Genomic DNA, 24083 nt, shown 5'->3' with positions numbered 1-24083 from the left:
GCAGGCCTATGCGCAGCTGCTGGCCGAGGGCTATCTCGAGAGCCGGCCGGGCGCCGGCACCTTCGTCGGCGCGGCGGTGTCGGCCGGCGCCGCCGCTCGCCCCGCCGCCACAGCTCCGGCCGAGGCGCATCGCGCGCCCCGGCTGTCGCGCTACAGCGAGCGGCTGCGTGGCCTCGACATCGACAGCCTGACCCGCCGCGGGGGCCTGCGCTACAGCTTCCACTACGGCACGGTCAGCGCCGCCGACTTCCCGGCCGACATCTGGCGCCGGCTGCTGCTGCGCGAGATCCGGCGCCGCGCCGGCAAGCCCTATCTCTACGAGAACCCGCAAGGCCTGCCGGAGCTGCGCGCCGCGCTGTCCGACTATCTCGGCCGGGCCCGGGCGGTGCGGGCGCGGCCGGAGCAGATCCTGATCGTCAACGGCTCGCAGCAGGCGGTTGACCTGGCGCTGCGCGTGCTGGTCGACCCCGGCGACACCGTGGTGGTCGAGGATCCGGGCTACAGCGGCGCCCGGCTGGCGGTGGAGGCGATCGGCGCCCGGCTGCTGCCGGTGCCGGTCGACGCCGACGGGCTGGACACCGCCCGGCTGCCGCCGCCCGAGGCCGGGGCGCGGCTGGCCCATGTCACGCCGGGCCACCAGTTCCCGACCGGCGGGGTGATGCCGGCGGCGCGCCGCCTGGCGCTGCTCGACTGGGCCGAGCGCGGCGGCACCTACGTGTTCGAGGACGATTACGACAGCGAGTACCGCTACGAGGGCCGGCCGGTCGAATCGCTGCAGGCGCTCGACCGCGCCGGGCTGGTGATCTATTCCGGCACCGTCTCCAAGGTGCTCTCGCCCGGCCTGCGCCTCGGCTACATGGTGCTGCCGCCGGGGCTGGTGGAGCCGTTCCTGCGGGCCAAGCAGCTGACCGACCGGCACACCGCCTCGCTCGACCAGGCGGTGTTCGCCCATCTCATCCGCGACGGTCATTTCGAGCGCCACATCCGCCGCACCCGCCGCCGCAACCAGCGCCGCCGCGATGCGCTGGTTGCGGCGCTGAAGTCGGCCTTCGGCGCGGCGGTGGCGATCGAGGGGGCGAGGGTCGGGCTGCATCTCGTGGTCCGCTTCCGCGACATCCCGGCCGCCCTGGCCGGCAGCGTCGCCGAGGCGGCGGCGCTGCGCTCGGTCGGCATCGTCCCGGCCGAGACTGGTGCGGCGGGGGCGGAGGGCGGCGCCGGCTTCCTGATGGGCTACGCCGCGCTGGAGGAGCCGGACATCCGCCAGGGCGTCGCCCTGCTGCGCGAGGTGGTGCAGTCCTTCCGCCGCGGCGTGGCCTGACTGGACCCATCATTTCCGGAAGAAATCCGAATCCACTGTCCGGAAAGCTGGCTCCACCCAGGACCAAACTGGACCCATGAAATTTCCAGTTCAGTGGATCTTCTCCGACCAGTTCCGATGGCCTAGCGTTTGGGAGACTTCCTTCGGAGACAGCCCATGACCGCCAACGGCACCAACGGTACCCATTCCCCGCAGGCCCTGCGCCTGAAGACCGGCCTGGCCGAGATGCTCAAGGGCGGCGTCATCATGGACGTCACCGATGCGCGCCAGGCCGAGATCGCCGAGCGCGCCGGCGCCGTCGCGGTGATGGCGCTGGAGCGGGTGCCGGCGCAGATCCGGGCCGAGGGCGGCGTCGCCCGCATGGCCTCGCCGGTCAAGATCCGCGAGATCATGGGCACGGTGTCGATCCCGGTGATGGCCAAGTGCCGCATCGGCCACTTCGCCGAGGCCCAGGTGCTGCAGTCGCTCGGCGTCGACTTCATCGACGAATCCGAGGTGCTGACCCCGGCCGACGAGGCGCACCACGTCGACAAGCAGGCCTTCGCCACCCCCTTCGTCTGCGGCGCCCGCAACCTGGGCGAGGCGCTGCGCCGGATCGCCGAGGGCGCGGCCATGATCCGCACCAAGGGCGAGGCCGGCACCGGCGACGTGGTCCATGCCGTGCAGCACCTGCGCCAGATCAGCCGGGACATCCGCGGCCTGACCGTGTTGCGGCCGGAGGAGCTGTACGCCACCGCCAAGGAGCTGGGCGCGCCCTACGAGCTGGTCCGGCTGGTGGCCGAGACCGGCCGGCTGCCGGTGCCGAACTTCTCGGCCGGCGGCATCGCCACCCCGGCCGACGCCGCGCTGGTGCGGCAGCTCGGGGCGGAGGCGGTGTTCGTCGGCTCCGGCATCTTCATGCAGGATTCACAGACCTTCGCCGAGCCGGAGGAGGCGGAGCGCCGGGCCCGCGCCATCGTCCGCGCCACCACCCATTACCAGGACGCGGCGATCCTGGTCGAGGCCAGCGCCGAGTGCCAGGGCGCGATGAAGGGCCTGGCGGTGGCGGCGCTCGACCCCGCCCAGATGCTGCAGACCCGCGGATGGTGACCGGGCAGGGCAGGGATGCCGGCATGCCGCGCATCGGCGTGCTGGCGCTGCAGGGCGACTTCGAGGCCCATGCCCGGGCGCTGCGCGAGGCCGGGGCGGAGGCCGCCCCGGTGCGCCTGCCGGCCGATCTCGACGGCCTCGCCGGGCTGGTGATCCCGGGCGGCGAGTCGAGCGCGCTGCTCAAGCTGGCGGCGCGCGACGGCCTGTTCGAGGCGCTGAAGGGCTTCGCCCGGACGATGCCGGTGTTCGGCACCTGCGCCGGCTGCATCCTGCTGGCCCGCCGGGTGCTGCTGCCGGAGCAGGAGAGCCTCGGCGTGCTCGACGTCACGGTCGAGCGCAACGCCTATGGAAGGCAGATCGATTCGGCGATCCTGGAGACCCCGACCGCACTGCCCGGCGGGCCGCTGGAGACGGTCTACATCCGGGCGCCGCGGATCGCCGCGATCGGCCCCGGCGTCGAGGTGCTGGCGGAGCGGGACGGCGACCCGGTGCTGGTGCGCCAGGGTCGGCTGCTGGCCGCGACCTTCCATCCCGAGCTGTCGGCCGACCGGCGGGTGCACCGGCTGTTCCTGGACATCGCCACGGCCCCGGCGAGCGGGGCGGAGCGGGCGGCCTGAGAGAAATCCGACGGCGCCTCCGAACAGGGTGTTGATTCTGCCGGGCGCTTCCGCTACAAGGCCGTTCGCTCCGCGGTCAGGGCGGCGAGCGTGCCTCGTCGTGTTCCTGAAGGTTGGGCGGTCCCCGGAGGAGTGTAGCTCAATTGGTAGAGCGTCGGTCTCCAAAACCGAAGGCTGGGGGTTCGAGACCCTCCACTCCTGCCACGCACGCCCGACCGGCGATTTGATTGGTAGACATGCCCAAGACCAGCCCCGTCCAGTTCTTCAGGCAGGTCCGGCAGGAGACCGCGAAGGTCACCTGGCCGACACGGAAGGAGACCGCGATCACCACCGGCATGGTGTTCGTGTTCGTCACCCTCATGTCGATCTTCTTCCTGCTGGTCGACTGGGTCGCCGGCTGGGCGGTGACCTCCGTCATCGGCATGGGGGGCTGACCCATGGCGACGCGTTGGTACGTGCTGCACGTCTATTCGAATTTCGAGAAGAAGGTCGCGGAGTCGATCCGCGAGCAGGCCGAGCAGAAGGGCCTGTCCGACCATTTCGAGCAGATCGTGGTGCCGACCGAGGAGGTCGTCGAGATCCGCCGCGGCCAGAAGGTCAACACCGAGCGCAAGTTCTTCCCGGGCTATGTGCTGCTCAAGATGGAGCTGTCCGACCGGGCCTGGCATCTGGTCAAGAACACGCCGAAGGTCACCGGCTTCCTCGGGTCCGGCAACAAGCCGATCCCGATCAGCGAGACCGAAGCGATGCGGATCATGCAGCAGGTCCAGGAAGGGGTGGAGCGGCCGAAGCCGTCCATCACCTTCGAGATCGGCGAGACGGTGCGCGTAGCCGACGGTCCCTTCACCAGCTTCAACGGCGTGGTGGAAGAGGTCGACGAGGAGCGTTCGCGGCTCAAGGTCGCGGTCTCGATCTTCGGCCGTGCGACTCCGGTTGAGCTAGAGTACACGCAGGTCGAGAAGGTTTCGTGACGATCCGCTGATCGTCGTCGGATACCCCGCGCTCCAGCGCGCGGGGAAACGGTGCGGGAGACCCTCCCGGGAAGTCCTCCGGGGGTCGTGACCGCGCTTCCCAATCCCTCCGGTTCCGCCGGAGGGATCAGTTGTTGAGGGATATGAGATGGCAAAGAAGGTCGTAGGACAGATCAAGCTGCAGGTGCCCGCGGGCGCCGCCAACCCGTCGCCGCCGATCGGTCCGGCGCTGGGCCAGCGCGGTCTGAACATCATGGAGTTCTGCAAGGCGTTCAACGCGCTGACCCAGAATCTCGAGAAGGGGATGCCGATCCCGGTCGTGATCACGGCCTATGGCGATCGGACGTTCACCTTCGTCACCAAGACGCCGCCGAACACCTACTTCATCAAGAAGGCCGCGGGGCTCGACAAGGGCAGCCAGACGCCCGGCAAGGGCGCCACGGTCGGCAAGATCACGATGAAGCAGATCCGCGAGATCGCCGAGATCAAGATGAAGGATCTCAACGCGAACGACGTCGACGCCGCTGCCCAGATGATCAAGGGCTCGGCCCGGTCGATGGGCATCGAGGTGGTGGAGTAATCGGCATGGCCAAGATTTCCAAGCGCACGCGCGCCGTCACCAAGGGCCTGAACCCCGAGGCGACCTACGAGCTGGCCCAGGCCGTCAAGATGCTGAAGGCGTCGGCCACGGCGAAGTTCGACGAGACTGTCGAGATCGCGATGAATCTCGGCGTCGATCCGCGCCACGCCGACCAGATGGTCCGCGGCGTGGTCCAGCTGCCGAACGGCACCGGCAAGACCGTCCGCGTCCTGGTGTTCGCCCGGGCCGAGAAGGCCGATCAGGCCCTGGCCGCCGGGGCCGACATCGTCGGTGCCGATGATCTCGCCAAGGAGATCCTCGAGGGCCGGATGGATTTCGACCGATGCATCGCCACCCCGGACATGATGGGCGTGGTCGGTCGCCTCGGTAAGGTGCTGGGCCCGCGCGGCCTGATGCCGAACCCGAAGCTTGGCACCGTCACCCCCGACGTCGCCGGCGCGGTCAAGGCCGCCAAGGGCGGCGCCGTGGAGTTCCGGGCCGAGAAGGCGGGCATCGTCCATGCCGGCGTCGGCAAGGCCAGCTTCACCGAGGACGCCCTGGTCGGCAATATCCGCGCCTTCGTCGAGGCGATCCAGCGCGCCAAGCCCAGCGGGGCGAAGGGCACCTATCTCAAGAAGGTGACCGTCACCTCGACCATGGGCCCCGGCTACAAGCTGGACCTGGCGAAGCTGCACGAAGGCGCCGGCGCCTGAGGAATACGCCGCCCGCAAGGGCGACGGCAGGGTGGGGCCTCTCGGCCCTGCCCGAACCTGTCCGAGACTGCAGGGGCACCGCAAGGTGCTTAAAACCCACCTGCATAGACGGGAGTCGAACCCAATCAACGGCGGCGGCCGGGCTTCGGCCCGGGCGTCGCGCGGGGCTTGGACTTCTGGGACAGGAGAGCGGATCGGCACCGGACCCAACCTCATCTCGAGGGCGGGCCCAAGGACCGGTCCAGTGTGGACTGGGGTCCCCTTCCGGCATCGTCCGGGGCGGGATCCCGACAACGGAGGCGATCCGTGAACCGTACACAAAAGACCGAGAAGATCGCCGCGCTGCAGGAGTCGTTCCGGACGGCGAACATGGTCGTCGTCACCCGCCAAGGCGGGATGACGGTGGCCGAATCGACCGATCTCCGGCGGCAAATGCTCGCGGCGGGGGCCTCGTTCCGCGTGACCAAGAACCGGCTCGCCCGCATCGCCCTTCAGGGCACCCAGTTCGAGCATCTGGCGGACCTGTTCACCGGCCCGACCGCCATCGCGTTCTCCCAGGACGCGGTTGCGGCGGCGAAGGTGGCGGTCGACTACGCCAAGAAGAACGAGAAGCTGCAGATCATCGGCGGCGGTCTCGGTCCTCAGCTGCTCGATCAGAAGGGTGTCGAGGCTCTGGCGTCGCTGCCGTCGCTCGACGAGCTGCGCGCCAAGCTGGTGGGCATGATCCAGACTCCGGCGACGCGTATCGCCGGTGTTCTGCAGGCGCCGGCCGGGCAGCTCGCCCGCGTCATCGGGGCCTATGCCAAGAAGGACGAGGCGGCATAGAGCCGCACCTGTTGAATCTGTACCCAGAAGACCCAAGTTCTAGGAGAACGAAATGGCTGATCTTGCAAAGCTGGTCGACGATCTGTCGAGCCTGACGGTCCTCGAGGCCGCCGAGCTGTCGAAGCTGCTCGAGGAGAAGTGGGGCGTGTCCGCCGCTGCTCCCGCTGCGGTTGCGGCTGCCCCGGCCGCCGCTGCTGCCGCTCCGGCGGAAGAGCAGACCGAGTTCACCGTCGTCCTGACGGAGACCGGCGACAAGAAGATCAACGTGATCAAGGAGGTCCGTGCGATCACCGGCCTCGGCCTCAAGGAGGCCAAGGACCTCGTCGAAGGCGCGCCCAAGCCCGTCAAGGAAGGCGTGTCGAAGGACGAGGCCGCCAAGATCAGGAAGCAGCTCGAAGAAGCCGGCGCCAAGGTCGACGTCAAGTAAGACCCGCGTGGCACTTCAGGCTGTTTTGTCGTTGTAGTCCGGGCGCGGCCGATCCCTCGGGGTCGGCCGCGAACGGGCGTTTGTGTTCCGTACCTGTTCGGCATTTGTTGGAAACGAGGGGCTCACATGGCTCAGACCTTCACCGGCCGTAAGCGCGTCCGCAAGAGTTTCGGGCGGATCCCCGAGGTCGCCCAAATGCCAAACCTGATCGAGGTGCAGCGCAGCTCCTACGATCAGTTCCTGCAGATGAATGTCAAGCCGGCGGCCCGGGCCGTGGTCGGCCTGCAGGAGGTGTTCCGGTCGGTGTTCCCGATCAAGGACTTCTCTGAACGCGCCGAGCTCGATTTTGTTTCTTATGAGCTGGAAGAGCCGAAATACGACGTCGAGGAGTGCCAGCAGCGGGGCATGACCTTCGCCGCGCCGCTCAAGGTGACGCTGCGCCTGACCGTGTTCGATGTCGAGGAGGATACGGGCCTGCGCTCGATCCGCGACATCAAGGAGCAGGACGTCTACATGGGCGACATGCCGCTCATGACGACGAACGGCACCTTCATCATCAACGGCACCGAGCGCGTCATCGTCAGCCAGATGCACCGCAGCCCGGGCGTGTTCTTCGACCACGACCGCGGCAAGACCCATTCCTCGGGCAAGTACCTGTTCGCGGCCCGCGTGATCCCCTATCGCGGCTCCTGGCTCGACTTCGAGTTCGACGCCAAGGACCATCTCTATGTCCGCATCGACCGCCGCCGCAAGCTGCCGACCACGACGCTGCTGATGGCGCTGGATTCGGCCGAGACCGCCGCGCTGCGCCAGGCGCGGGCGAAGGACGGCCGCGGCCTGCAGCCCTATGAGGCGCAGGGCATGAGCCGGGAGGAGATTCTCGGCTACTTCTACGATGGCGTCGCCTACAAGCGCACCAAGGACGGCTGGAAGACCGCCTTCGACGGCGAGCGCCTGAAGGGCGTCAAGCTGACCGCCGACCTGGTCGACGCCGCCTCGGGCGAGGTGGTGGCCCAGACCGACACCAAGATGACGCCGCGCGTCATCAAGAAGCTGGCCGAGCAGGGCGTCACCGAGATCCTGGTCCCGGCCGAGGACCTGGCCGGCCGCTACCTGGCCGGCGACGTGATCGACGAGAAGACCGGCGAGGTCTTCTTCGAGGCCGGCGACGAGGTCACCCAGGCCGTCCTCGACCTGTTCGAGGAGAAGGGCTTCAACACCCTGACCGTGCTCGCCATCGACCACGTCAATGTCGGACCCTATGTCCGCAGCACCCTGGCGATCGACCGCAATGCCAGCCGCGAAGACGCGCTGATCGACATCTACCGGGTGATGCGCCCGGGCGAGCCGCCGACGCTGGAGAGCGCCGAGGCGCTGTTCAACGGCCTGTTCTTCGACCAGGAGCGCTATGACCTCTCGGCCGTCGGCCGGGTGAAGATGAACGCACGCCTGGGCTTCGAGACCGACGACCAGCTCCGCGTCCTGCGCAAGACCGACATCCTCTCGATCCTGAAGATCCTGGTCGAGCTGAAGGACGGCCGCGGTGAGATCGACGACATCGACAATCTCGGCAACCGCCGCGTCCGCTCGGTCGGCGAGCTGATGGAGAACCAGTACCGCGTCGGCCTGCTGCGCATGGAGCGCGCGATCCGCGAGCGCATGTCGTCGGTCGACATCGACACGATCATGCCGCACGACCTGATCAACGCGAAGCCGGCGGCGGCGGCGGTGCGGGAGTTCTTCGGCTCCTCGCAGCTCAGCCAGTTCATGGACCAGACCAACCCGCTGTCCGAGATCACGCACAAGCGGCGCCTCTCGGCCCTCGGGCCGGGCGGTCTGACCCGCGAGCGGGCCGGCTTCGAGGTGCGCGACGTGCACCCGACCCATTACGGCCGGATCTGCCCGATCGAGACGCCGGAAGGCCCGAACATCGGCCTGATCAACTCGCTCGCCACCTACGCCCGGGTGAACAAGTACGGCTTCATCGAGAGCCCCTATCGCAAGATGGCGGACGGCCGCGTCACCAACGAGGTCATCTACCTCTCGGCGATGGAGGAGAGCCGCTACACCATCGCCCAGGCGAATGCCGAGCTGGACGGCGAGGGGCGCTTCGTCGGCGACCTGGTGTCGTGCCGGCAGGGCGGCGACTACATCATGTCGAAGCCGGAATCGATCGACCTGGTGGACGTCTCGCCCAAGCAGATCGTCTCGGTGGCCGCGGCGCTGATCCCGTTCCTCGAGAACGACGACGCCAACCGCGCGCTGATGGGCTCGAACATGCAGCGCCAGGCGGTGCCGCTGGTGCGCGCCGACGCGCCCCTGGTCGGCACCGGCATGGAGGGGACGGTCGCCCGTGACTCGGGCGTCACCATCGTCGCCCGCCGCGCCGGCGTGATCGACACGGTCGACGCCACCCGCGTCGTGGTGCGGGTGACCGACACCGAAGGCGCGGTCTCGACCGTCGACATCTACAACCTGCTGAAGTTCCAGCGCTCGAACCAGAGCACCTGCATCACCCAGCGGCCGCTGGTGAAGGTCGGCGACCGCGTGGCCAAGGGCGACATCATCGCCGACGGCCCGTCGACCGAGCTCGGCGAGCTCGCGCTCGGCCGCAACGTGCTCGTCGCCTTCATGCCCTGGAATGGCTACAACTTCGAGGACTCGATCCTCATCTCCGAGCGCATCGTCAAGGACGACGTCTTCACCTCGATCCACATCGAGGAATTCGAGGTGATGGCGCGCGACACCAAGCTCGGCCAGGAGGAGATCACCCGCGACATTCCGAATGTCGGCGAGGAGGCGCTGCGCCACCTCGACGAGGCGGGCATCGTCTACATCGGCGCCGAGGTGAAGCCGGGCGACATCCTGGTCGGCAAGGTCACGCCGAAGGGCGAGAGCCCGATGACGCCGGAGGAGAAGCTGCTCCGCGCCATCTTCGGCGAGAAGGCGTCCGACGTCCGCGACACCTCGCTGCGCCTGCCGCCGGGCGTCACCGGCACGATCGTCGAGGTGCGGGTGTTCTCGCGCCGCGGCGTCGACAAGGATGAGCGCGCGCTGGCGATCGAGCGGGCCGAGATCGAGCGGCTGGCCAAGGACCGCGACAGCGAGCGCGCGATCCTGGAGCGCAGCTTCTTCGCCCGGCTGAAGGAGCTGCTGCTCGGGCAGACCTCGGTCTCCGGTCCGAAGGGCTTCGCCACCGGCGGCGAGATCACCGAGCCGCAGCTGAAGGACTTCAGCCGCGGCCAGTGGCGCCAGATCACCATCGCCGACGAGGTGCGCATGGCCGATATCGAAGCCATGGGCCGCCACTTCGACGACCAGGTGAAGGCGCTGGAGGCGCGGTTCGACAACAAGGTCGAGAAGCTGCAGCGCGGCGACGAGCTGCCGCCCGGCGTGATGAAGATGGTCAAGATCTTCGTCGCGGTGAAGCGCAAGCTGCAGCCCGGCGACAAGATGGCCGGCCGCCACGGCAACAAGGGCGTGGTGTCCAAGATCATGCCGATCGAGGACATGCCGTATCTCGATGACGGCACCCATGTCGACCTGGTGCTGAACCCGCTCGGCGTGCCCAGCCGCATGAATGTCGGCCAGATCCTGGAGACCCATCTCGGCTGGGCCGCGGCCGGCATCGGCCGCCAGATCGGCGAGGTCGTCGACCTGTACCAGGCCCAGGCCCGGCGCGGCGAGGACACCGGCAAGACGGTGAAGGCGCTGCAGGGCAAGCTGCAGGATGTCTACGGCAAGGCCCAGTACGACGAGGACATCCACGACATGTCCACGGACGAGATGGTCGAGATGGCCGGCAACCTGCGCAAGGGCGTGCCGATGGCGACGCCGGTGTTCGACGGCGCCCGCGAGGACGACATCGTCCACATGCTGGAGAAGGCCGGCCTGGCCTCCTCGGGCCAGGTCACGCTGCAGGATGGCCGCACCGGCGAGCAGTTCGCCCGCAAGGTGACCGTCGGCTACATCTACATGCTGAAGCTGCATCACCTGGTGGACGACAAGATCCACGCCCGGTCGATCGGCCCGTACAGCCTGGTCACCCAGCAGCCGCTGGGCGGCAAGGCCCAGTTCGGCGGCCAGCGCTTCGGCGAAATGGAGGTGTGGGCGCTCGAAGCCTACGGCGCGGCGTACACGCTGCAGGAGATGCTGACGGTGAAGTCGGATGACGTGTCCGGCCGCACCAAGGTCTACGAGGCGATCGTCCGCGGCGACGACAACTTCGAGGCCGGCATCCCCGAATCCTTCAACGTGCTGATGAAGGAGTTGCGGTCGCTGGGCCTCAATGTCGAGCTCGAGCAGCGCAGCTTCTGATCCGTTTCCGGTGGCCGGTCCGACAGGATCGGCCACCGTTGAACCCTATTTGTCCGTCCCTACCCCCGGGGGAGCAGGTACATGAACGAGTTGATGAATCTCGTCGGCCAGGTCTCGACGCCGCAGAGCTTCGACCAGATCAAGATCCAGATCGCCAGCCCGGAGCGCATCCGCTCCTGGTCCTATGGCGAGATCAAGAAGCCCGAGACGATCAACTACCGGACCTTCAAGCCGGAGCGGGACGGCCTGTTCTGCGCCCGGATCTTCGGTCCGATCAAGGACTACGAGTGCTTGTGCGGCAAGTACAAGCGCATGAAGTACCGCGGCATCATCTGCGAGAAGTGCGGCGTCGAGGTCACGCTGTCGAAGGTCCGGCGCGAGCGCATGGGCCATATCGAGCTGGCCTCGCCGGTGGCGCATATCTGGTTCCTGAAGTCGCTGCCGTCGCGCATCGGCCTGATGGTCGACATGACGCTCAAGGATCTCGAGAAGGTCCTGTACTTCGAGAGCTTCGTGGTGGTCGAGCCCGGCCTGACCGCGCTGAAGAAGAATCAGCTCCTCACCGAGGACGAGTATCTTCGCGCCCAGGACGAGTACGGCGAGGACGCCTTCACCGCCAAGATCGGCGCCGAGGCCCTCAAGGGCATGCTTTCGGGCATGGACCTGGAGGAGCAGCGGGTGCGGGTCCGTGAGGAGCTGCGCGAGACCGGTTCCGAGGCCAAGCGCAAGAAGCTGGTCAAGCGGCTGAAGCTGATCGACGCCTTCCTCGAATCCGGCTCGCATCCGGAGTGGATGGTGCTCGACGTCGTTCCGGTGATCCCGCCGGAGCTGCGCCCGCTCGTCCCCCTGGACGGCGGCCGCTTCGCCACGTCCGACCTGAACGACCTGTACCGCCGCGTCATCAACCGCAACAACCGCCTGAAGCGGCTGATCGAGCTGCGCGCGCCCGACATCATCGTGCGCAACGAGAAGCGCATGCTGCAGGAGGCGGTCGACGCGCTGTTCGACAACGGCCGCCGCGGCCGCGTCATCACCGGCGCCAACAAGCGCCCGCTGAAGTCGATCAGCGACATGCTGAAGGGCAAGCAGGGCCGGTTCCGCCAGAACCTGCTCGGCAAGCGCGTCGACTATTCGGGCCGTTCGGTCATCGTCGTCGGGCCGGAGCTGAAGCTCCACCAGTGCGGCCTGCCGAAGAAGATGGCGCTCGAGCTGTTCAAGCCGTTCATCTACCACAAGCTTGAACTGTACGGCATGGCGTCCACCATCAAGGCCGCGAAGCGGATGGTGGAGAAGGAGCGGCCGGAGGTCTGGGACATCCTCGAGGAGGTCATCCGCGAGCACCCGGTCCTGCTGAACCGTGCCCCGACGCTGCACCGCCTGGGCATCCAGGCGTTCGAGCCGACCCTGATCGAGGGCAAGGCGATCCAGCTGCACCCGCTGGTCTGCACCGCCTTCAACGCCGATTTCGACGGCGATCAGATGGCCGTGCACGTGCCGCTCGCGCTCGAGGCCCAGCTCGAGGCCCGCGTGCTGATGATGTCGACCAACAACATCCTCAGCCCGGCCAACGGCAAGCCGATCATCGTGCCGTCGCAGGACATCGTCCTCGGCATCTACTACCTGTCGATGGAGCGCAACGACAAGCTCGGCCCGGCGCTGTCGATCGACGGGATCGAGGCGCTGACCTCCGCGATCACCAACGACGACATCATCCTGCAGAACCCGGCCAAGCCGGCCGACGTGGTCGACGCCACCGACGTCAAGGCGGTGTTCGAGAAGCTGAAGTCGGGCAAGCTGACCGCCCACCAGATCCCCCGTTTCGCCTCGATCGGCGAGATGGAGCAGGCGATGGCGGCCGGCGTGATCGGCATGCACAGCCGGATCAAGACCCGGTTCAAGACGGTCGACGAGACCGGCCAGGACATCATCCAGCGCGTCACCACCACGCCGGGCCGGATGCTGCTGTCCGAGATCTTGCCGCGGCACCCGGCGGTGCCGTTCTCGCAGGTCAACCGGCTGCTGACGAAGAAGGACGTCACCAACGTCATCGACATCGTCTACCGCCACTGCGGCCAGAAGGAGACGGTGATCTTCTGCGACCGGCTGATGGGCCTGGGCTTTGCCCATGCCTGCCGCGCCGGCATCTCCTTCGGCAAGGACGACATGGTCATCCCGAAGGCGAAGGAAGAGCTGATCGCCAAGGCGACGCAGCTGGTGAAGGAGTATGAGAACCAGTATCTCGACGGCCTGATCACCCGCGGCGAGAAGTACAACAAGGTGGTCGACGTGTGGTCGAACACCACCGACGAGGTGGCGCGTGAGATGATGGCCGAGATCCAGGCCACGCTCACCGACCCGACCCGGCAGGTGAACTCGGTCTACATGATGGCCCATTCCGGCGCCCGCGGTTCGGCGGCGCAGATCCGGCAGCTCGCCGGCATGCGCGGCCTGATGGCGAAGCCGGACGGCTCGATCATCGAGACGCCGATCATCTCGAACTTCAAGGAAGGCCTGACCGTTCTCGAGTACTTCAACTCGACGCACGGCGCCCGCAAGGGCCTGGCCGACACCGCCTTGAAGACCGCGAACTCCGGCTACCTCACCCGCCGCCTGGTCGACGTCGCCCAGGATTGCGTGGTGGTCGAGGAGGATTGCGGCACCAAGAACGGCATCACCACCGGCGCCGTGATCGACGGCGGCGAGGTGATCGTGCCGCTGGGCGAGCGCATCCTCGGCCGTTGCGCCGGCGAAGCGGTGCTGCACCCGCTGACCGGCGCCATCGTGGTCCAGCAGGGCGAGCTGATCGACGAGGCGCTGGTCGAGGCGGTCGAGATCGCCGGCATCGACCGGGTGCTGATCCGGTCGGCCCTGACCTGCGAGACCAAGGGCGGCATCTGCGGCAAGTGCTACGGCCGCGACCTGGCCCGCGGCACCACGGTGAACATCGGCGAGGCCGTCGGCGTCATCGCGGCGCAGTCGATCGGTGAGCCGGGCACCCAGCTGACGATGCGGACGTTCCACATCGGCGGCGCGGCCCAGCGCGGTGCCGAGGCGTCGGCGATCGAGGCGGCGTTCGACGCCAAGGTCCAGATCAAGAACCGCAACGTGGTGAAGAACGGCCAGGGCATCCTGGTGGTGATGAGCCGGAACTGCGAGCTGCAGCTCGTCGATGGGCAGGGCCGCGAAAAGGCACGCCACCGCCTGCCCTACGGCGCCAAGCTGCTGGTCGATGACGGCGAGAAGATCGAGCGCGGCCGCAAGATGGCCGAGTGGGATCCGTACACCATGCCGATCATCACCGAGAAGGCCGGCACGGCGACCTACATGGACCTGGTCGAAGGCGTCTCGATGCGCGAGGTCGTCGACGAGCAGACCGGCATCTCGGCCAAGGTGGTGGTCGACTGGCGGCAGCAGCCGCGCGGCGACCAGCTGAAGCCCCGCATCGTCCTGCGCGACGAGAAGGGTGAAGTGATCCGCCTGCCGAACGGCCTGGAGGCCCGCTACTTCCTCTCGGTCGACGCCATCCTGCAGGTCGACAACGGCTCGCAGGTCCAGGCCGGCGACGTGATGGCCCGTATCCCGCGCGAAGGGTCGAAGACCCGCGACATCACCGGTGGTCTGCCGCGCGTCGCCGAGCTGTTCGAGGCCCGCAAGCCGAAGGACTACGCCATCATCTCGGACCTCGATGGCCGGGTCGAGTTCGGCAAGGACTACAAGACCAAGCGGCGCATCGTGGTTCGGCACGAGGAGTCGGGCGAGGAGCGCGAATACCTCATTCCGAAGGGCAAGCACATCTCGGTGCAGGAAGGCGACTACGTCCTCAAGGGCGACCAGCTGCTGGACGGCAACCCGGTGCCGCACGACATCCTGTCGGTGCTCGGGGTCGAGGCGCTGGCGGACTATCTGGTCAATGAGATCCAGGACGTCTACCGGCTGCAGGGCGTGAAGATCAACGACAAGCACATCGAGGTGATCGTCCGCCAGATGCTGCAGAAGGTCGAGATCACGGAGGTCGGCGACACCACCCTCCTGATCGGCGACCAGATCGACCGCGAGGACTTCGAGGAGGAGAACGAGAAGACGATCCGCGAGAACCTGCGGCCGGCCAAGGGCGTCTCGGTGCTCCAGGGCATCACCAAGGCCTCGCTGCAGACCAAGTCGTTCATCTCGGCGGCCTCGTTCCAGGAGACCACCCGCGTCCTCACCGAGGCGGCGGTCTCCGGCAAGGTCGACGACCTGGCCGGCCTCAAGGAGAACGTCATCGTCGGCCGCCTGATCCCGGCGGGCACCGGCTCGGTGGTCAACCGCCTGCGAGCGATCGCCGGCGAGCGCGATCGGGTCGCGCGGCTGCAGCACGAGGAGCAGGACGGCGAGCCGGCCCTGCCCTCGGGCGAAGCTGCCGCCTGATCCAGCCTTAGGTCCAAAGAAAAGCCCCCTCCGGTCCGCCGGAGGGGGTTTTTCTTTGTGTGGACTAATCGCAGCGCGTCAGCTCGACCAGCGGCTCCCGGTACGGCGATCGCCATTGCTGGGCGAGATAGGCGTAGCGTTCCGGCCAGAGCTCCCGCGCGAAGCCTCCATCCTCCATCAGCCGGGGCTGGACCTCGGATTTCCAGAACCGGAAGCACCGCTCCGGCGGGATCCGCTCGATCACCAGGCGGAAGACGTCGGTGATCCAGAGATGGACGCCGACAGGCGCGGCCCGAAACAGGCGCTTCAGATCCTCCGACCCCAGCTGGCCTCCGATCGATGCAGGCTCTTCGAGCCCCAGCTCGCGGCATGCCTGCTCGATGGTCTGGTACATGGCCTGATCCTCCCCTCGGTCGGCGACGATAGCGCTGGCTCGGCTGTGGGGCCACGCCGTGCTATGTCCCGCCGCTCGGCTTCGGGGGAATGAGATGCGCGTCCTGTTCAGCTTCGCCGGCGGCAGCGGGCATTTCCTGCCGCTGGTGCCGCTCGCGCGAGCCGTGACGGCGGCCGGGCACGATGTCGCCTTCGCCGGCCAGCCGGCGATGACCGAAGCGGTCGCGGCCGCCGGCTTCGCCGCCTTCGCCACCGGCGGGGAGACACTGCGCTCGGTCCCGGTCCGCACGCCGCTGCTCGCCTTCGATGCCGCGCGCGAGGACCGGGCGGTGCGCGACGGCTTCGCCGGCCGGGTGGCGCGCGGCCGGGCCGCAGCGCTGCTGGATCTCTGTGGCCATTGGCGGCCGGACCTGCTGGTCTGCGACGAGATGGATTTCGGCGCCATGGTCGCGGCCGAGCGCCTCGGCCTGCCACATGCCTCGGTGCTGGTGATCGCGGCCGGCGCGCTGGTCCGGCCCGATCTGGTGGCGGTGCCACTCGACGCGCTGCGGGCGGAGCACGGCCTCGGCCCCGATCCGGACCTGGCAATGCTGCACCGGCACCTGGTGCTGTCGCCGGTGCCGCCGTCGTTCCGCGACCCGGCCTGCCCGCTGCCGGCGACGGCGCGGCAGATCCGCCCGCCGCTGGGCGAAGCCACAGCGGAGGTGCCGGCCTGGCTCGCCGCCCTGCCGGCGGACCGGCCGACCGTCTACGCCACGCTCGGCACCGTGTTCCATCTCGAATCCGGGGATCTGCTCAAGCGGGTGATCGCGGGGCTGCGCGACCTGCCGGTCAGCCTGGTCGTCACCACCGGGCGCGAGATCGACCCGGCGGCCTTCGGTCCGCAGCCGGCGCATGTCCGGATCGAGCGCTATGTGCCGCAGTCGCTGCTGCTGCCGCGCTGCGGGTTGGCGGTCTCGCAGGCCGGCTCGGGCAGCGTGATCGGGGCGCTGGCGCATGGCGTGCCGATGGTCCTGCTGCCGATCGGGGCGGACCAGCCGGCCAACGCCGAACGTTGCGCCGCGCTCGGCGTCGCCCGGGTGCTCGACCCGATCGGCTGCTCGCCGGAGACGGTGCGCGAGGCCGCGCGGGCGGTGCTGGCCGATCCGGCCTACCGCCGGGCGGCGGCGCGGATGGCGCAGGAGATCGCCGCCATGCCGGAAGTCGCTACGGCAGTGCCGCTGCTGGAGCGTCTCGCCGCTTCGGTGCGGCCCGATCAGCCCGGCAGCACCGCGCCGTCGCGGGCGTAGAGGGTGGAGATGCGGCACGATGAAGGCTCGTACTGCACCACGACATTGCCGCCGCCGGCCAGCTTGAGCCAGGCCTGGCGCTGCAGATTCCGGCGGTTGCCGGAGTTGCGCCGGCCGCCCGTCGCCATCGGCGCCAGGTCGTAGTCGGAGATCCGGTCGGCGGTGATCCCGGCCGCGGTCAGCGCCCCGGCGATCCGGTCGCTGCAGGCGTCGCCGCCGGACAGCTGCCGCAGCTTCGCCGCCACCGCCGGGTCCGGCGCGGCCTCGGGTGGCGCCGCGGCGATGCAGCCGGTCAGGACGAAGCCGGCGACGACAAGGGTGCGGATCGGATGCATGGCCGTCTCCTGTCGATCGGAAGGGGCGGGCCGCCATCGCCCCTGATGCGATATGGGGCTGAGGCCGCTCCGCTCAATGCCTCGCCAGGATCAGCCGATGGCGGGCAGCACCGCGCCGTCGCGCGCGTTGATGTCGGAGATCCCGCATTGCGTCGCGTCATAGCCCATCACCAGGCTGCCGCCGCCGCCGGCCAGCTTGAACCAGGCCTGGCGCTCCAGCGGCGTGCCGGGATGGTCATGCGATATCGTCGGCAGCAAGAAGCCGACGAGGCGGTCGGGCGGGATGCGGTAGGCGGTCAGCACCCCGGCGAAGGCGTCGCTGCAGGGGTTGTCACCCGACAGCGTCCTCACCTTGGCGGCCACCGCCGGGTCGGGCGGGGCGGAGGGCGGCAGGTTGCCGGCGCAGCCGGACAGCAGCAGAGCGCAAACGGCGGTGGCACGGATCATGGCCGCCTCTCCCGAGGATCGTGCGGCCGCTGGAGGAGCGGGCCGGCACCCCTGCGATATGGGGCGCTGGCCGCTTCGCTCAATGCTTCCGGCCGAAGGAGAACAGCTTCTTCAGGAAGCTGGACTGGCCGTGGCGCTTGCGCTTGCGGGCGATCGCCTCCTCGTTGACGCACCAGGCGATCTGCAGCACCCGGCGCTCGCCCTTGAACGGCAGGTGGCCGTGCCAGGAATGATCCGAGCGCTGGAAGGCCAGGAAGTTGCCGAAGGTCGGCGCCACTTCCCGGGCGTCCGGGCTGTTGATGTCCTGGCTGGTCAGGATGCGCAGGCAGCCCTCGTTCGAGGCCCATTCCTGGTTCAGATAGACCAGCGCGGTGACGATCTTGTCCGCCCCGTCGGTGTGCGGCCGCCCGGCCGCCGCCTCGGACCATTTCCGCACCGTCACCAGGGTCGGCTTCGACGCCAGGTCGAGGCCGAACTTGGCGCCCAGCATGGTGGCGAATTCCCGGCTGGTGACGTCCGACACCAACTCCTTGAACGCGCCGCCGGCCGGGTACTCGTCCGGCGGCACGAAGCCGGTGATCGGGATGTCGGGGAAGTCCTGCTCCAGCTCGGCGCGGCGCGCCTCCGGCAGCACATCCCCGGAAATCACATGCGGGAACGGCGTCCGGTCCACCGCCGCCTGTTCGAGCACATCGTAGCGAAGCATCACACCGTTCTCCTGCAGCGCGGCCCGACCCCTCGGCCGGTCACGCGATCTCGCGGCGGAGAATAGGCCCGAGGCCGGCTGCGATCAACTCGCAGCGCGGTCGCAGGCCAGGAGAACCCTGGCATCGGGCGTGACGGATCGCCATAAAGGCGCCCGGAGGTATCCATGGGTCCCATCGTCATCGTCCTGCCGCGCAAGATGAAGTTCGGCGCCGTCGGCGCCAGCCCGGTCGATCTCTATGCGCGCGACACCGTCACCTTCAGCCGCTACGCGCAGGACATCGTCGTGGTCGGGCAGGATGCGGGCGAGCCGTTCCCCGGCATCCGCTTCCACCCGATCCCGCTGCAGGAGGGGGAGCCGCACCGCCGCTGGATGAAGCGGGCCCTGCCGCAGATCGCGGCGCTGAACCCGTCGCTGATCGAGGTCCATGCCCACCGGGTGACCGCCTCAGCCCTGGCCCGGGCGCTGCCGCGGGTGCCGCTCCTCTATGTCCGGCACAACTTCATCCGCTTCCACAAGGGGCTGCTGTGGCGGCTGCACTACCGCGCTGCCGTGTCCCGCTTCGCCGGCTTCGTCTTCGTGTCCGAGGCGCTGCGGCGGCACTTCCAGGCGCACGCGCCGTGGTTCAAGGGCACGCTCGACGTGGTCTATAACGGCCTCGACATGGACGCGCCGGCGCCGCCGCCCGAGACCAAGGAGAACATCATCATCCAGGTCGGGCGGGTGATCCCGGACAAGGGGCCGCTGGAATTCGCCCGGGCGATGAAGCCGGTGCTGGCGGCGCATCCGGACTGGCGCGCGGTGATGATCGGCCGCGGCCGCGACCCGGAATTCGTCGAGCAGGTCAAGGCCACCCTGGCCGAGGCCGGCGACCGGGCGCAGTTCCTGCCCTTCATGCCGCATGACGAGGTCATTGGCTGGGTCCGCCGCGCCGCCATCGCCTCGGTGCCCTCGGTCTATGAGGAGCCGTTCGGCCGCACCGCGCTGGAGGCGCTGACCTGGGGCGCCGCCCTGATCTGCTCCGGCACCGGGGGGCTGCGCGAGATCACCGGCGACACTGCGGTCACCCTGCCGAAGGTGACGGCGGAGGCCATCCAGGCGGCGGCGGAGACCCTGATCGGCGACCCGGCGCTGCGCCGCCGGCTGCAGCTCGAGGGGCCGGCCCGGGCCCGGGCCCGATTCGACGCCCGCAGCATCGTCGCCGGGCTCGACGAGGTCCGCTCCCGCCACCTGGCCGCCAGGGTGTAAGCTGGGTCGGTCCCGACGTCACATTTGCAGAGGCTGTTCCGTCTTGTCCGTGTCGCCCTTCGCCCCCGAGACGCAGATGGATCACGCCCATGCCCGCTCCGACGCCGCGGACTTCGAAGCCAGCCGCAGGGTCCTGTGGGGCTTGGCCTACCGCATGCTGGGCTCGCGCGCCGATGCCGAGGACGCGGTGCAGGAGACCTGGCTGCGCTGGCAGGCGGCCGATCGCGGCGCCATCGACAACGCCCGGGCCTGGCTGGTCACCGCCTGCACCCGGCTGTGCATCGACCAGCTCCGCTCGGCCCGGCACCGGCGCGAGACCTATGTCGGCCCCTGGCTGCCGGAGCCGCTGGTGACCGACACCGCCCCCTCCGCCGCCGAGGAGATGGAGCGCGCCGAGACGCTGACCACCGCCTTCCTGCTGCTGCTGGAGAAGCTGACTCCGGTCGAGCGCGCCGCTTATCTGCTGCAGCATGTCTTCGGCCTGGAGCATGCGGCCGTGGCGGCGGCGCTCGACCGCACCGACACTGCAACTCGCCAGCTGGTCAGCCGCGCCCGGCGCAAGCTGGAGGGCAGCGGCCTGATCGCCGAGCCGGTGCCGCAGCCGCAGCACGAGGTGATGCTGACCGCCTTCCATGACGCGCTGCGCTCCGGCGACCTGGCGCAGCTGACCGCGCTGCTGACCCGCGACGCCCGGCTGTACAGCGACGGCGGCGGCAAGGTACGGGCGGCGATGAACGTGATCGAGGGCAGCGAGCGGGTGGCCCAGTTCCTGCACGGCGTCTGGCGCAAGTTCGGCCGCGAATTCACCTATCTGCCGCGCTGGATCAACGGCCAGCAGGGCTATGTGGTGATGAACGGCGACCAGTTGATGGGCACCATCGACCTCGCCGTCGGACCCGAGGGAATCACCGGCGTGTTCTGGACCCGCAACCCCGACAAGCTGGGCTCGGTTTCACTGCCGGGGCAGGGCGGCGCCTGATCGTTTCGCAGGCGATCGATGCGGCTTGACGGGGCAGGGGTGCATCCGTATAGTCCGCGCGCTTTTCCGGGAGCCGGCTGTAACCCGTTTTGCGACGGGTTAGACGCGCTTTCCGCAGAGACAGACGACCGCGGGCGCATCTGGGATGCGGCCGCGACAAGCGAAGGACTCCGGTTGGCCCCGCAGGCGTGGGCGCCTCGGGGTCCTGTATCGTTTGCGTCATCCTTCTCTCGGAATGGGTGTCAAGGCAGTGGAACCCGGACGGGTGGGCCGCTTTGCCGGGCCGTTTTTGTCGAAGAACCAAGAAGGGCAGATATGCCGACGATCAATCAGTTGATCCGTAAGCCGCGCCAGCCGCAGCGGGCGCGCAACAAGGTGCCGGCTCTCCAGGCCTGCCCGCAGAAGCGTGGCGTTTGCACCCGTGTCTACACCACGACCCCGAAGAAGCCGAACTCGGCGCTTCGTAAGGTGGCGCGCGTGCGCCTCACCAACGGGTTCGAGGTCACCAGCTACATTCCGGGTGAAGGCCACAACCTGCAGGAGCACTCGGTCGTCATGATCCGCGGTGGTCGTGTGAAGGACTTGCCGGGCGTGCGCTACCACATCATTCGCGGCACGCTCGATACGCAGGGTGTCAAGGATCGTCGCCAGCGGCGGTCGAAGTACGGCGCGAAGCGTCCGAAGTAAGGAGGTCACATATGTCCCGTCGCCATCGCGCCGAGAAGCGTGAAATCCTGCCGGACCCGAAATTCGGCGATGTCATCCTGTCGAAGTTCATGAACAACCTCATGTACGACGGCAAGAAATCCACCACCGAGACGATCGTCTACGACGCGCTCGACAAGCTGCAGAGCCGCACCAAGGCCGACCCGATCGTGGCCTTCCACGAGGCGCTGGCCAATGTCCGGCCGCATGTCGAGGTCCGCTCCCGCCGGGTCGGCGGCGCCACCTACCAGGTGCCGGTCGAAGTCCGTGCCGAGCGTGGCCAGGCCCTGGCCATCCGCTGGCTGATCGCCGCCGCGCGCAAGCGCTCCGAGACCACCATGGTCGACCGCCTCTCGAACGAGCTGATGGACGCCTCCAACCAGCGTGGCGCCGCGGTGAAGAAGCGCGAAGACACGCACAAGATGGCGGACGCCAACAAGGCGTTCTCGCACTACCGCTGGTAACCCAGCCTCCGGCCCGAGAGACTGATCATGCCGCGTAGCCACGCGATCGAGAAATACCGCAACATCGGCATCATGGCGCACATCGATGCCGGTAAGACGACCACGACCGAGCGAATCCTCTACTACACCGGAAAGTCGTACAAGATCGGCGAAGTGCATGAAGGCACGGCGACGATGGACTGGATGGAGCAGGAGCAGGAGCGCGGCATCACCATCACCTCGGCTGCGACCACCGCCTTCTGGCGCGACTATCGCGTCAACATCATCGACACGCCGGGCCACGTCGACTTCACCATCGAGGTCGAGCGGTCCCTGCGCGTGCTCGATGGTGCGGTGACGGTGTTCGATTCGGTGGCGGGCGTCGAGCCGCAGTCCGAGACCGTCTGGCGCCAGGCCGACAAGTACAAGGTTCCGCGGATCTGCTTCGTCAACAAGATGGATCGGATCGGCGCGAACTTCTATCGCTGCGTCGACATGATCAAGGACCGGCTGGGCGCGGTGCCGCTGGTGCTGAACCTGCCGATCGGCGTCGAGAGCGAGTATGCCGGCATCGTCGACCTGGTCGAGAACCGGGCGGTGATCTGGGAGGACGACAGCCTCGGCGCCAACTTCCACGTCGCCGAGATCCCGGACGACCTGAAGGAGAAGGCGGCCGAATACCGCCATATCCTGCTCGACACCGCGGTCGAGATGGACGATGCGGTGATGGAGGCCTATCTCGAGGGCACCGAGCCGACGCCGGACCAGCTGCGCGCCTGCATCCGCAAGGGCACGCTGGCGTTCAAATTCGTGCCGGTGCTCTGCGGCTCCGCCTTCAAGAACAAGGGCGTGCAGACCCTGCTCGACGCCGTCGTCGACTTCCTGCCGTCGCCGCTCGACGTCGCCCAGGTCGAGGGCCACAAGGTCGATTCGGACGAGCCGGACACCCGGCCGACCAACGACGAGGCGCCGTTCTCGGCTCTCGCCTTCAAGATCATGACCGACCCGTTCGTCGGCTCGCTGACCTTTGCCCGCATCTATTCGGGCACGCTGCTGGCCGGGTCCTACGTCCAGAACTCGGTCAAGGGCCAGAAGGAGCGGGTGGGCCGCATGCTGCTGATGCATGCGAACAACCGCGAGGAGATCAAGGAGGCCAGCGCCGGCGACATCGTCGCGCTGGTCGGCCTGAAGAACACCACGACGGGCGACACGCTGTGCGATCCGGCCAGACCGATCGTGCTCGAGCGCATGGAGTTCCCGGAGCCGGTCATCGAGGTCGCGGTCGAGCCGAAGTCGAAGGCCGACCAGGAGAAGATGTCGACCGCGCTGCAGCGCCTGGCGCAGGAGGATCCGTCCTTCCGCGTCGCCGTGGATCCTGAGAGCGGCCAGACCGTGATCAAGGGGATGGGCGAGCTCCATCTCGAGATCCTGGTCGACCGCATGAAGCGCGAGTTCAAGGTGGACGCCAATGTCGGCGCGCCGCAGGTGGCCTATCGCGAGACCATCACGCAGCGGGCCGAGATCGACTACACCCACAAGAAGCAGACCGGCGGTTCCGGCCAGTACGCCCGCATCAAGCTGGTGTTCGAGCCGCTGCCGGCCGGGTCCGGCTACCAGTTCGAAAGCTCGGTCATCGGCGGCACCGTGCCTCGGGAATACATCCCGGGCGTGGAAAAGGGCCTGAACTCGGCCAAGGACACCGGCGTGATCGCCGGTTTCCCGGTGATCGACTTCAAGGCCTCCCTGATCGACGGCGCCTATCACGACGTCGACTCCTCGGTGCTGGCCTTCGAAATCGCCTCCCGTGCGGCGTTTCGCGAGGGCATTCCGAAGGCCCGGCCGGCGCTGCTCGAGCCGATCATGAAGGTTGAGGTGGTGACGCCCGAGGACTACATGGGCGACGTCATCGGGGACCTGAACAGCCGTCGCGGCCAGATCCAGGGCATGGACAGCCGCGGCAACGCCCAGGTCATCGCCGCGATGGTGCCGCTGGCCAACATGTTCGGCTACGTCAACACCCTGCGGTCGATGTCTCAGGGCCGCGCCCAGTACTCGATGCACTTCGATCACTACGAGCAAGTGCCCCAGGCGATCGCCGACGAAGTCCGCGCCAAGCTGGCTTGATGCGCGCTTAAGAAGAACGGAGAGAGAGAATGGCGAAGGCGAAGTTTGAGCGGACGAAGCCGCACTGCAACATCGGCACGATCGGTCACGTGGACCATGGCAAGACGTCGCTGACGGCGGCGATCACGAAGGTGTTGGCGGAGTCGGGCG

The 24083-nt window shown here is 68.3% G+C and carries 22 protein-coding genes and 1 tRNA gene; 19 read left to right on the top strand and 4 right to left on the bottom strand.

Annotated elements, in window-relative coordinates; translation table 11 throughout:
• The 12 genes from pdxR to rpoC all read left to right on the top strand — a co-directional run.
• Positions 1-1318: MocR-like pyridoxine biosynthesis transcription factor PdxR (pdxR, locus tag ACTOWL_RS34165; RefSeq protein WP_441325765.1), on the top strand; the 1318-nt coding region annotated here is incomplete at its 5' end.
• A 156-nt stretch (positions 1319-1474) separates the two neighbouring features.
• Complete coding sequence (gene pdxS / locus ACTOWL_RS34160) at positions 1475-2407, top strand: pyridoxal 5'-phosphate synthase lyase subunit PdxS (RefSeq protein WP_441325764.1); 933 nt, start codon at positions 1475-1477, stop codon at positions 2405-2407.
• Between the two features lie 23 nt (positions 2408-2430).
• On the top strand, positions 2431-3024 hold the full coding sequence (pdxT, locus tag ACTOWL_RS34155; protein ID WP_441325763.1) for a pyridoxal 5'-phosphate synthase glutaminase subunit PdxT: 594 nt from the start codon (positions 2431-2433) through the stop codon (positions 3022-3024).
• Between the two features lie 128 nt (positions 3025-3152).
• A tRNA-Trp gene (locus tag ACTOWL_RS34150) sits at positions 3153-3228 on the top strand.
• Between the two features lie 32 nt (positions 3229-3260).
• Positions 3261-3458 (top strand): preprotein translocase subunit SecE, encoded by a 198-nt coding sequence (gene secE, locus ACTOWL_RS34145; protein ID WP_441325762.1) that lies wholly within the window; start codon positions 3261-3263, stop codon positions 3456-3458.
• 3 nt (positions 3459-3461) lie between these two features.
• Entirely contained in the window at positions 3462-3995 is a 534-nt protein-coding gene (gene nusG, locus ACTOWL_RS34140; RefSeq protein ID WP_441325761.1) for a transcription termination/antitermination protein NusG, read from the top strand.
• 148 nt (positions 3996-4143) lie between these two features.
• The gene (rplK, locus tag ACTOWL_RS34135; RefSeq protein ID WP_342240801.1) at positions 4144-4575 is read left to right on the top strand and encodes a 50S ribosomal protein L11; all 432 of its coding nucleotides are present in this window, start codon (positions 4144-4146) and stop codon (positions 4573-4575) included.
• Positions 4576-4580: 5 nt separating this feature from the next.
• Positions 4581-5288 (top strand): 50S ribosomal protein L1, encoded by a 708-nt coding sequence (gene rplA, locus ACTOWL_RS34130; protein ID WP_441325760.1) that lies wholly within the window; start codon positions 4581-4583, stop codon positions 5286-5288.
• 306 nt (positions 5289-5594) lie between these two features.
• Positions 5595-6113, top strand: a complete 519-nt coding sequence (gene rplJ, locus ACTOWL_RS34125) for a 50S ribosomal protein L10 (protein WP_441325759.1) — start codon at positions 5595-5597, stop codon at positions 6111-6113.
• 52 nt (positions 6114-6165) lie between these two features.
• Positions 6166-6540: a 50S ribosomal protein L7/L12 gene (gene rplL, locus ACTOWL_RS34120; RefSeq protein WP_441325758.1), complete on the top strand. Its 375-nt coding sequence runs from the start codon at positions 6166-6168 to the stop codon at positions 6538-6540.
• A gap of 126 nt (positions 6541-6666) precedes the next feature.
• On the top strand, positions 6667-10857 hold the full coding sequence (gene rpoB / locus ACTOWL_RS34115; protein WP_441325757.1) for a DNA-directed RNA polymerase subunit beta: 4191 nt from the start codon (positions 6667-6669) through the stop codon (positions 10855-10857).
• Positions 10858-10938: 81 nt separating this feature from the next.
• A complete protein-coding gene (gene rpoC / locus ACTOWL_RS34110) occupies positions 10939-15264 on the top strand; it encodes a DNA-directed RNA polymerase subunit beta' (RefSeq protein ID WP_441325756.1) in 4326 nt (1441 codons plus the stop codon).
• A gap of 64 nt (positions 15265-15328) precedes the next feature.
• Here the strand turns inward: rpoC and ACTOWL_RS34105 are convergent, their stop codons facing one another.
• On the bottom strand, positions 15329-15658 hold the full coding sequence (locus tag ACTOWL_RS34105) for a hypothetical protein (protein ID WP_441325755.1): 330 nt from the start codon (positions 15656-15658) through the stop codon (positions 15329-15331).
• A gap of 94 nt (positions 15659-15752) precedes the next feature.
• Here ACTOWL_RS34105 and ACTOWL_RS34100 point away from each other — a divergent pair, with 94 nt between their 5' ends.
• Positions 15753-16946 (top strand): glycosyltransferase, encoded by a 1194-nt coding sequence (locus ACTOWL_RS34100; protein WP_441325754.1) that lies wholly within the window; start codon positions 15753-15755, stop codon positions 16944-16946.
• Here ACTOWL_RS34100 and ACTOWL_RS34095 read toward each other — a convergent pair.
• From ACTOWL_RS34095 to ACTOWL_RS34085, 3 genes are all read right to left on the bottom strand, one after another.
• A complete protein-coding gene (locus tag ACTOWL_RS34095) occupies positions 16913-17281 on the bottom strand; it encodes a hypothetical protein (RefSeq protein WP_441325753.1) in 369 nt (122 codons plus the stop codon). The genes ACTOWL_RS34100 and ACTOWL_RS34095 overlap by 34 nt on opposite strands.
• A 90-nt stretch (positions 17282-17371) precedes the next feature.
• A complete protein-coding gene (locus tag ACTOWL_RS34090) occupies positions 17372-17728 on the bottom strand; it encodes a hypothetical protein (RefSeq protein WP_441325752.1) in 357 nt (118 codons plus the stop codon).
• A 79-nt stretch (positions 17729-17807) separates the two neighbouring features.
• Entirely contained in the window at positions 17808-18434 is a 627-nt protein-coding gene (locus ACTOWL_RS34085) for a 2OG-Fe(II) oxygenase (RefSeq protein ID WP_441325751.1), read from the bottom strand.
• Between the two features lie 165 nt (positions 18435-18599).
• On the opposite strand from ACTOWL_RS34085, the gene ACTOWL_RS34080 reads away from it, so the two are divergent.
• The 6 genes from ACTOWL_RS34080 to ACTOWL_RS34055 form a co-directional block, all read left to right on the top strand.
• Positions 18600-19682: a glycosyltransferase family 4 protein gene (locus tag ACTOWL_RS34080; protein WP_441325750.1), complete on the top strand. Its 1083-nt coding sequence runs from the start codon at positions 18600-18602 to the stop codon at positions 19680-19682.
• A gap of 76 nt (positions 19683-19758) precedes the next feature.
• The gene (sigJ, locus tag ACTOWL_RS34075) at positions 19759-20661 is read left to right on the top strand and encodes an RNA polymerase sigma factor SigJ (protein WP_441325749.1); all 903 of its coding nucleotides are present in this window, start codon (positions 19759-19761) and stop codon (positions 20659-20661) included.
• A 315-nt stretch (positions 20662-20976) separates the two neighbouring features.
• Positions 20977-21348, top strand: a complete 372-nt coding sequence (gene rpsL, locus ACTOWL_RS34070) for a 30S ribosomal protein S12 (RefSeq protein WP_026873043.1) — start codon at positions 20977-20979, stop codon at positions 21346-21348.
• An 11-nt stretch (positions 21349-21359) separates the two neighbouring features.
• A complete protein-coding gene (gene rpsG, locus ACTOWL_RS34065) occupies positions 21360-21830 on the top strand; it encodes a 30S ribosomal protein S7 (RefSeq protein WP_441325748.1) in 471 nt (156 codons plus the stop codon).
• Between the two features lie 27 nt (positions 21831-21857).
• Entirely contained in the window at positions 21858-23933 is a 2076-nt protein-coding gene (gene fusA / locus ACTOWL_RS34060) for an elongation factor G (RefSeq protein WP_441325747.1), read from the top strand.
• 29 nt (positions 23934-23962) lie between these two features.
• Positions 23963-24083 (top strand): GTP-binding protein (locus ACTOWL_RS34055; protein ID WP_441325766.1); only part of this gene is annotated, 121 nt, incomplete at its 3' end.

This window comes from Inquilinus sp. CA228 (assembly GCF_052078665.1).
In the GTDB taxonomy this organism is placed as follows: Bacteria; Pseudomonadota; Alphaproteobacteria; order DSM-16000; family Inquilinaceae; genus Inquilinus.
The sequence above is the reverse complement of the archived record's forward strand: the minus strand, read 5'-3'. Positions and strand labels throughout refer to the sequence as shown.

Bases quoted from the DNA above. Each gene is read 5' to 3' on its own strand.
- ACTOWL_RS34105 (WP_441325755.1), bottom strand. From the start codon at position 15,658: ATGTACCAGACCATCGAGCAGGCATGCCGCGAGCTGGGGCTCGAAGAG.
- ACTOWL_RS34085 (WP_441325751.1), bottom strand. From the start codon at position 18,434: ATGCTTCGCTACGATGTGCTCGAACAGGCGGCGGTGGACCGGACGCCG.
- rpoB (WP_441325757.1), top strand. From the start codon at position 6,667: ATGGCTCAGACCTTCACCGGCCGTAAGCGCGTCCGCAAGAGTTTCGGG.
- ACTOWL_RS34090 (WP_441325752.1), bottom strand. From the start codon at position 17,728: ATGATCCGTGCCACCGCCGTTTGCGCTCTGCTGCTGTCCGGCTGCGCC.
- nusG (WP_441325761.1), top strand. From the start codon at position 3,462: ATGGCGACGCGTTGGTACGTGCTGCACGTCTATTCGAATTTCGAGAAG.
- rpoC (WP_441325756.1), top strand. From the start codon at position 10,939: ATGAACGAGTTGATGAATCTCGTCGGCCAGGTCTCGACGCCGCAGAGC.
- ACTOWL_RS34080 (WP_441325750.1), top strand. From the start codon at position 18,600: ATGGGTCCCATCGTCATCGTCCTGCCGCGCAAGATGAAGTTCGGCGCC.
- fusA (WP_441325747.1), top strand. From the start codon at position 21,858: ATGCCGCGTAGCCACGCGATCGAGAAATACCGCAACATCGGCATCATG.
- rplK (WP_342240801.1), top strand. From the start codon at position 4,144: ATGGCAAAGAAGGTCGTAGGACAGATCAAGCTGCAGGTGCCCGCGGGC.
- ACTOWL_RS34095 (WP_441325753.1), bottom strand. From the start codon at position 17,281: ATGCATCCGATCCGCACCCTTGTCGTCGCCGGCTTCGTCCTGACCGGC.
- pdxS (WP_441325764.1), top strand. From the start codon at position 1,475: ATGACCGCCAACGGCACCAACGGTACCCATTCCCCGCAGGCCCTGCGC.
- rplA (WP_441325760.1), top strand. From the start codon at position 4,581: ATGGCCAAGATTTCCAAGCGCACGCGCGCCGTCACCAAGGGCCTGAAC.
- pdxT (WP_441325763.1), top strand. From the start codon at position 2,431: ATGCCGCGCATCGGCGTGCTGGCGCTGCAGGGCGACTTCGAGGCCCAT.
- ACTOWL_RS34100 (WP_441325754.1), top strand. From the start codon at position 15,753: ATGCGCGTCCTGTTCAGCTTCGCCGGCGGCAGCGGGCATTTCCTGCCG.
- rpsG (WP_441325748.1), top strand. From the start codon at position 21,360: ATGTCCCGTCGCCATCGCGCCGAGAAGCGTGAAATCCTGCCGGACCCG.
- rplL (WP_441325758.1), top strand. From the start codon at position 6,166: ATGGCTGATCTTGCAAAGCTGGTCGACGATCTGTCGAGCCTGACGGTC.
- secE (WP_441325762.1), top strand. From the start codon at position 3,261: ATGCCCAAGACCAGCCCCGTCCAGTTCTTCAGGCAGGTCCGGCAGGAG.
- rpsL (WP_026873043.1), top strand. From the start codon at position 20,977: ATGCCGACGATCAATCAGTTGATCCGTAAGCCGCGCCAGCCGCAGCGG.
- sigJ (WP_441325749.1), top strand. From the start codon at position 19,759: ATGGATCACGCCCATGCCCGCTCCGACGCCGCGGACTTCGAAGCCAGC.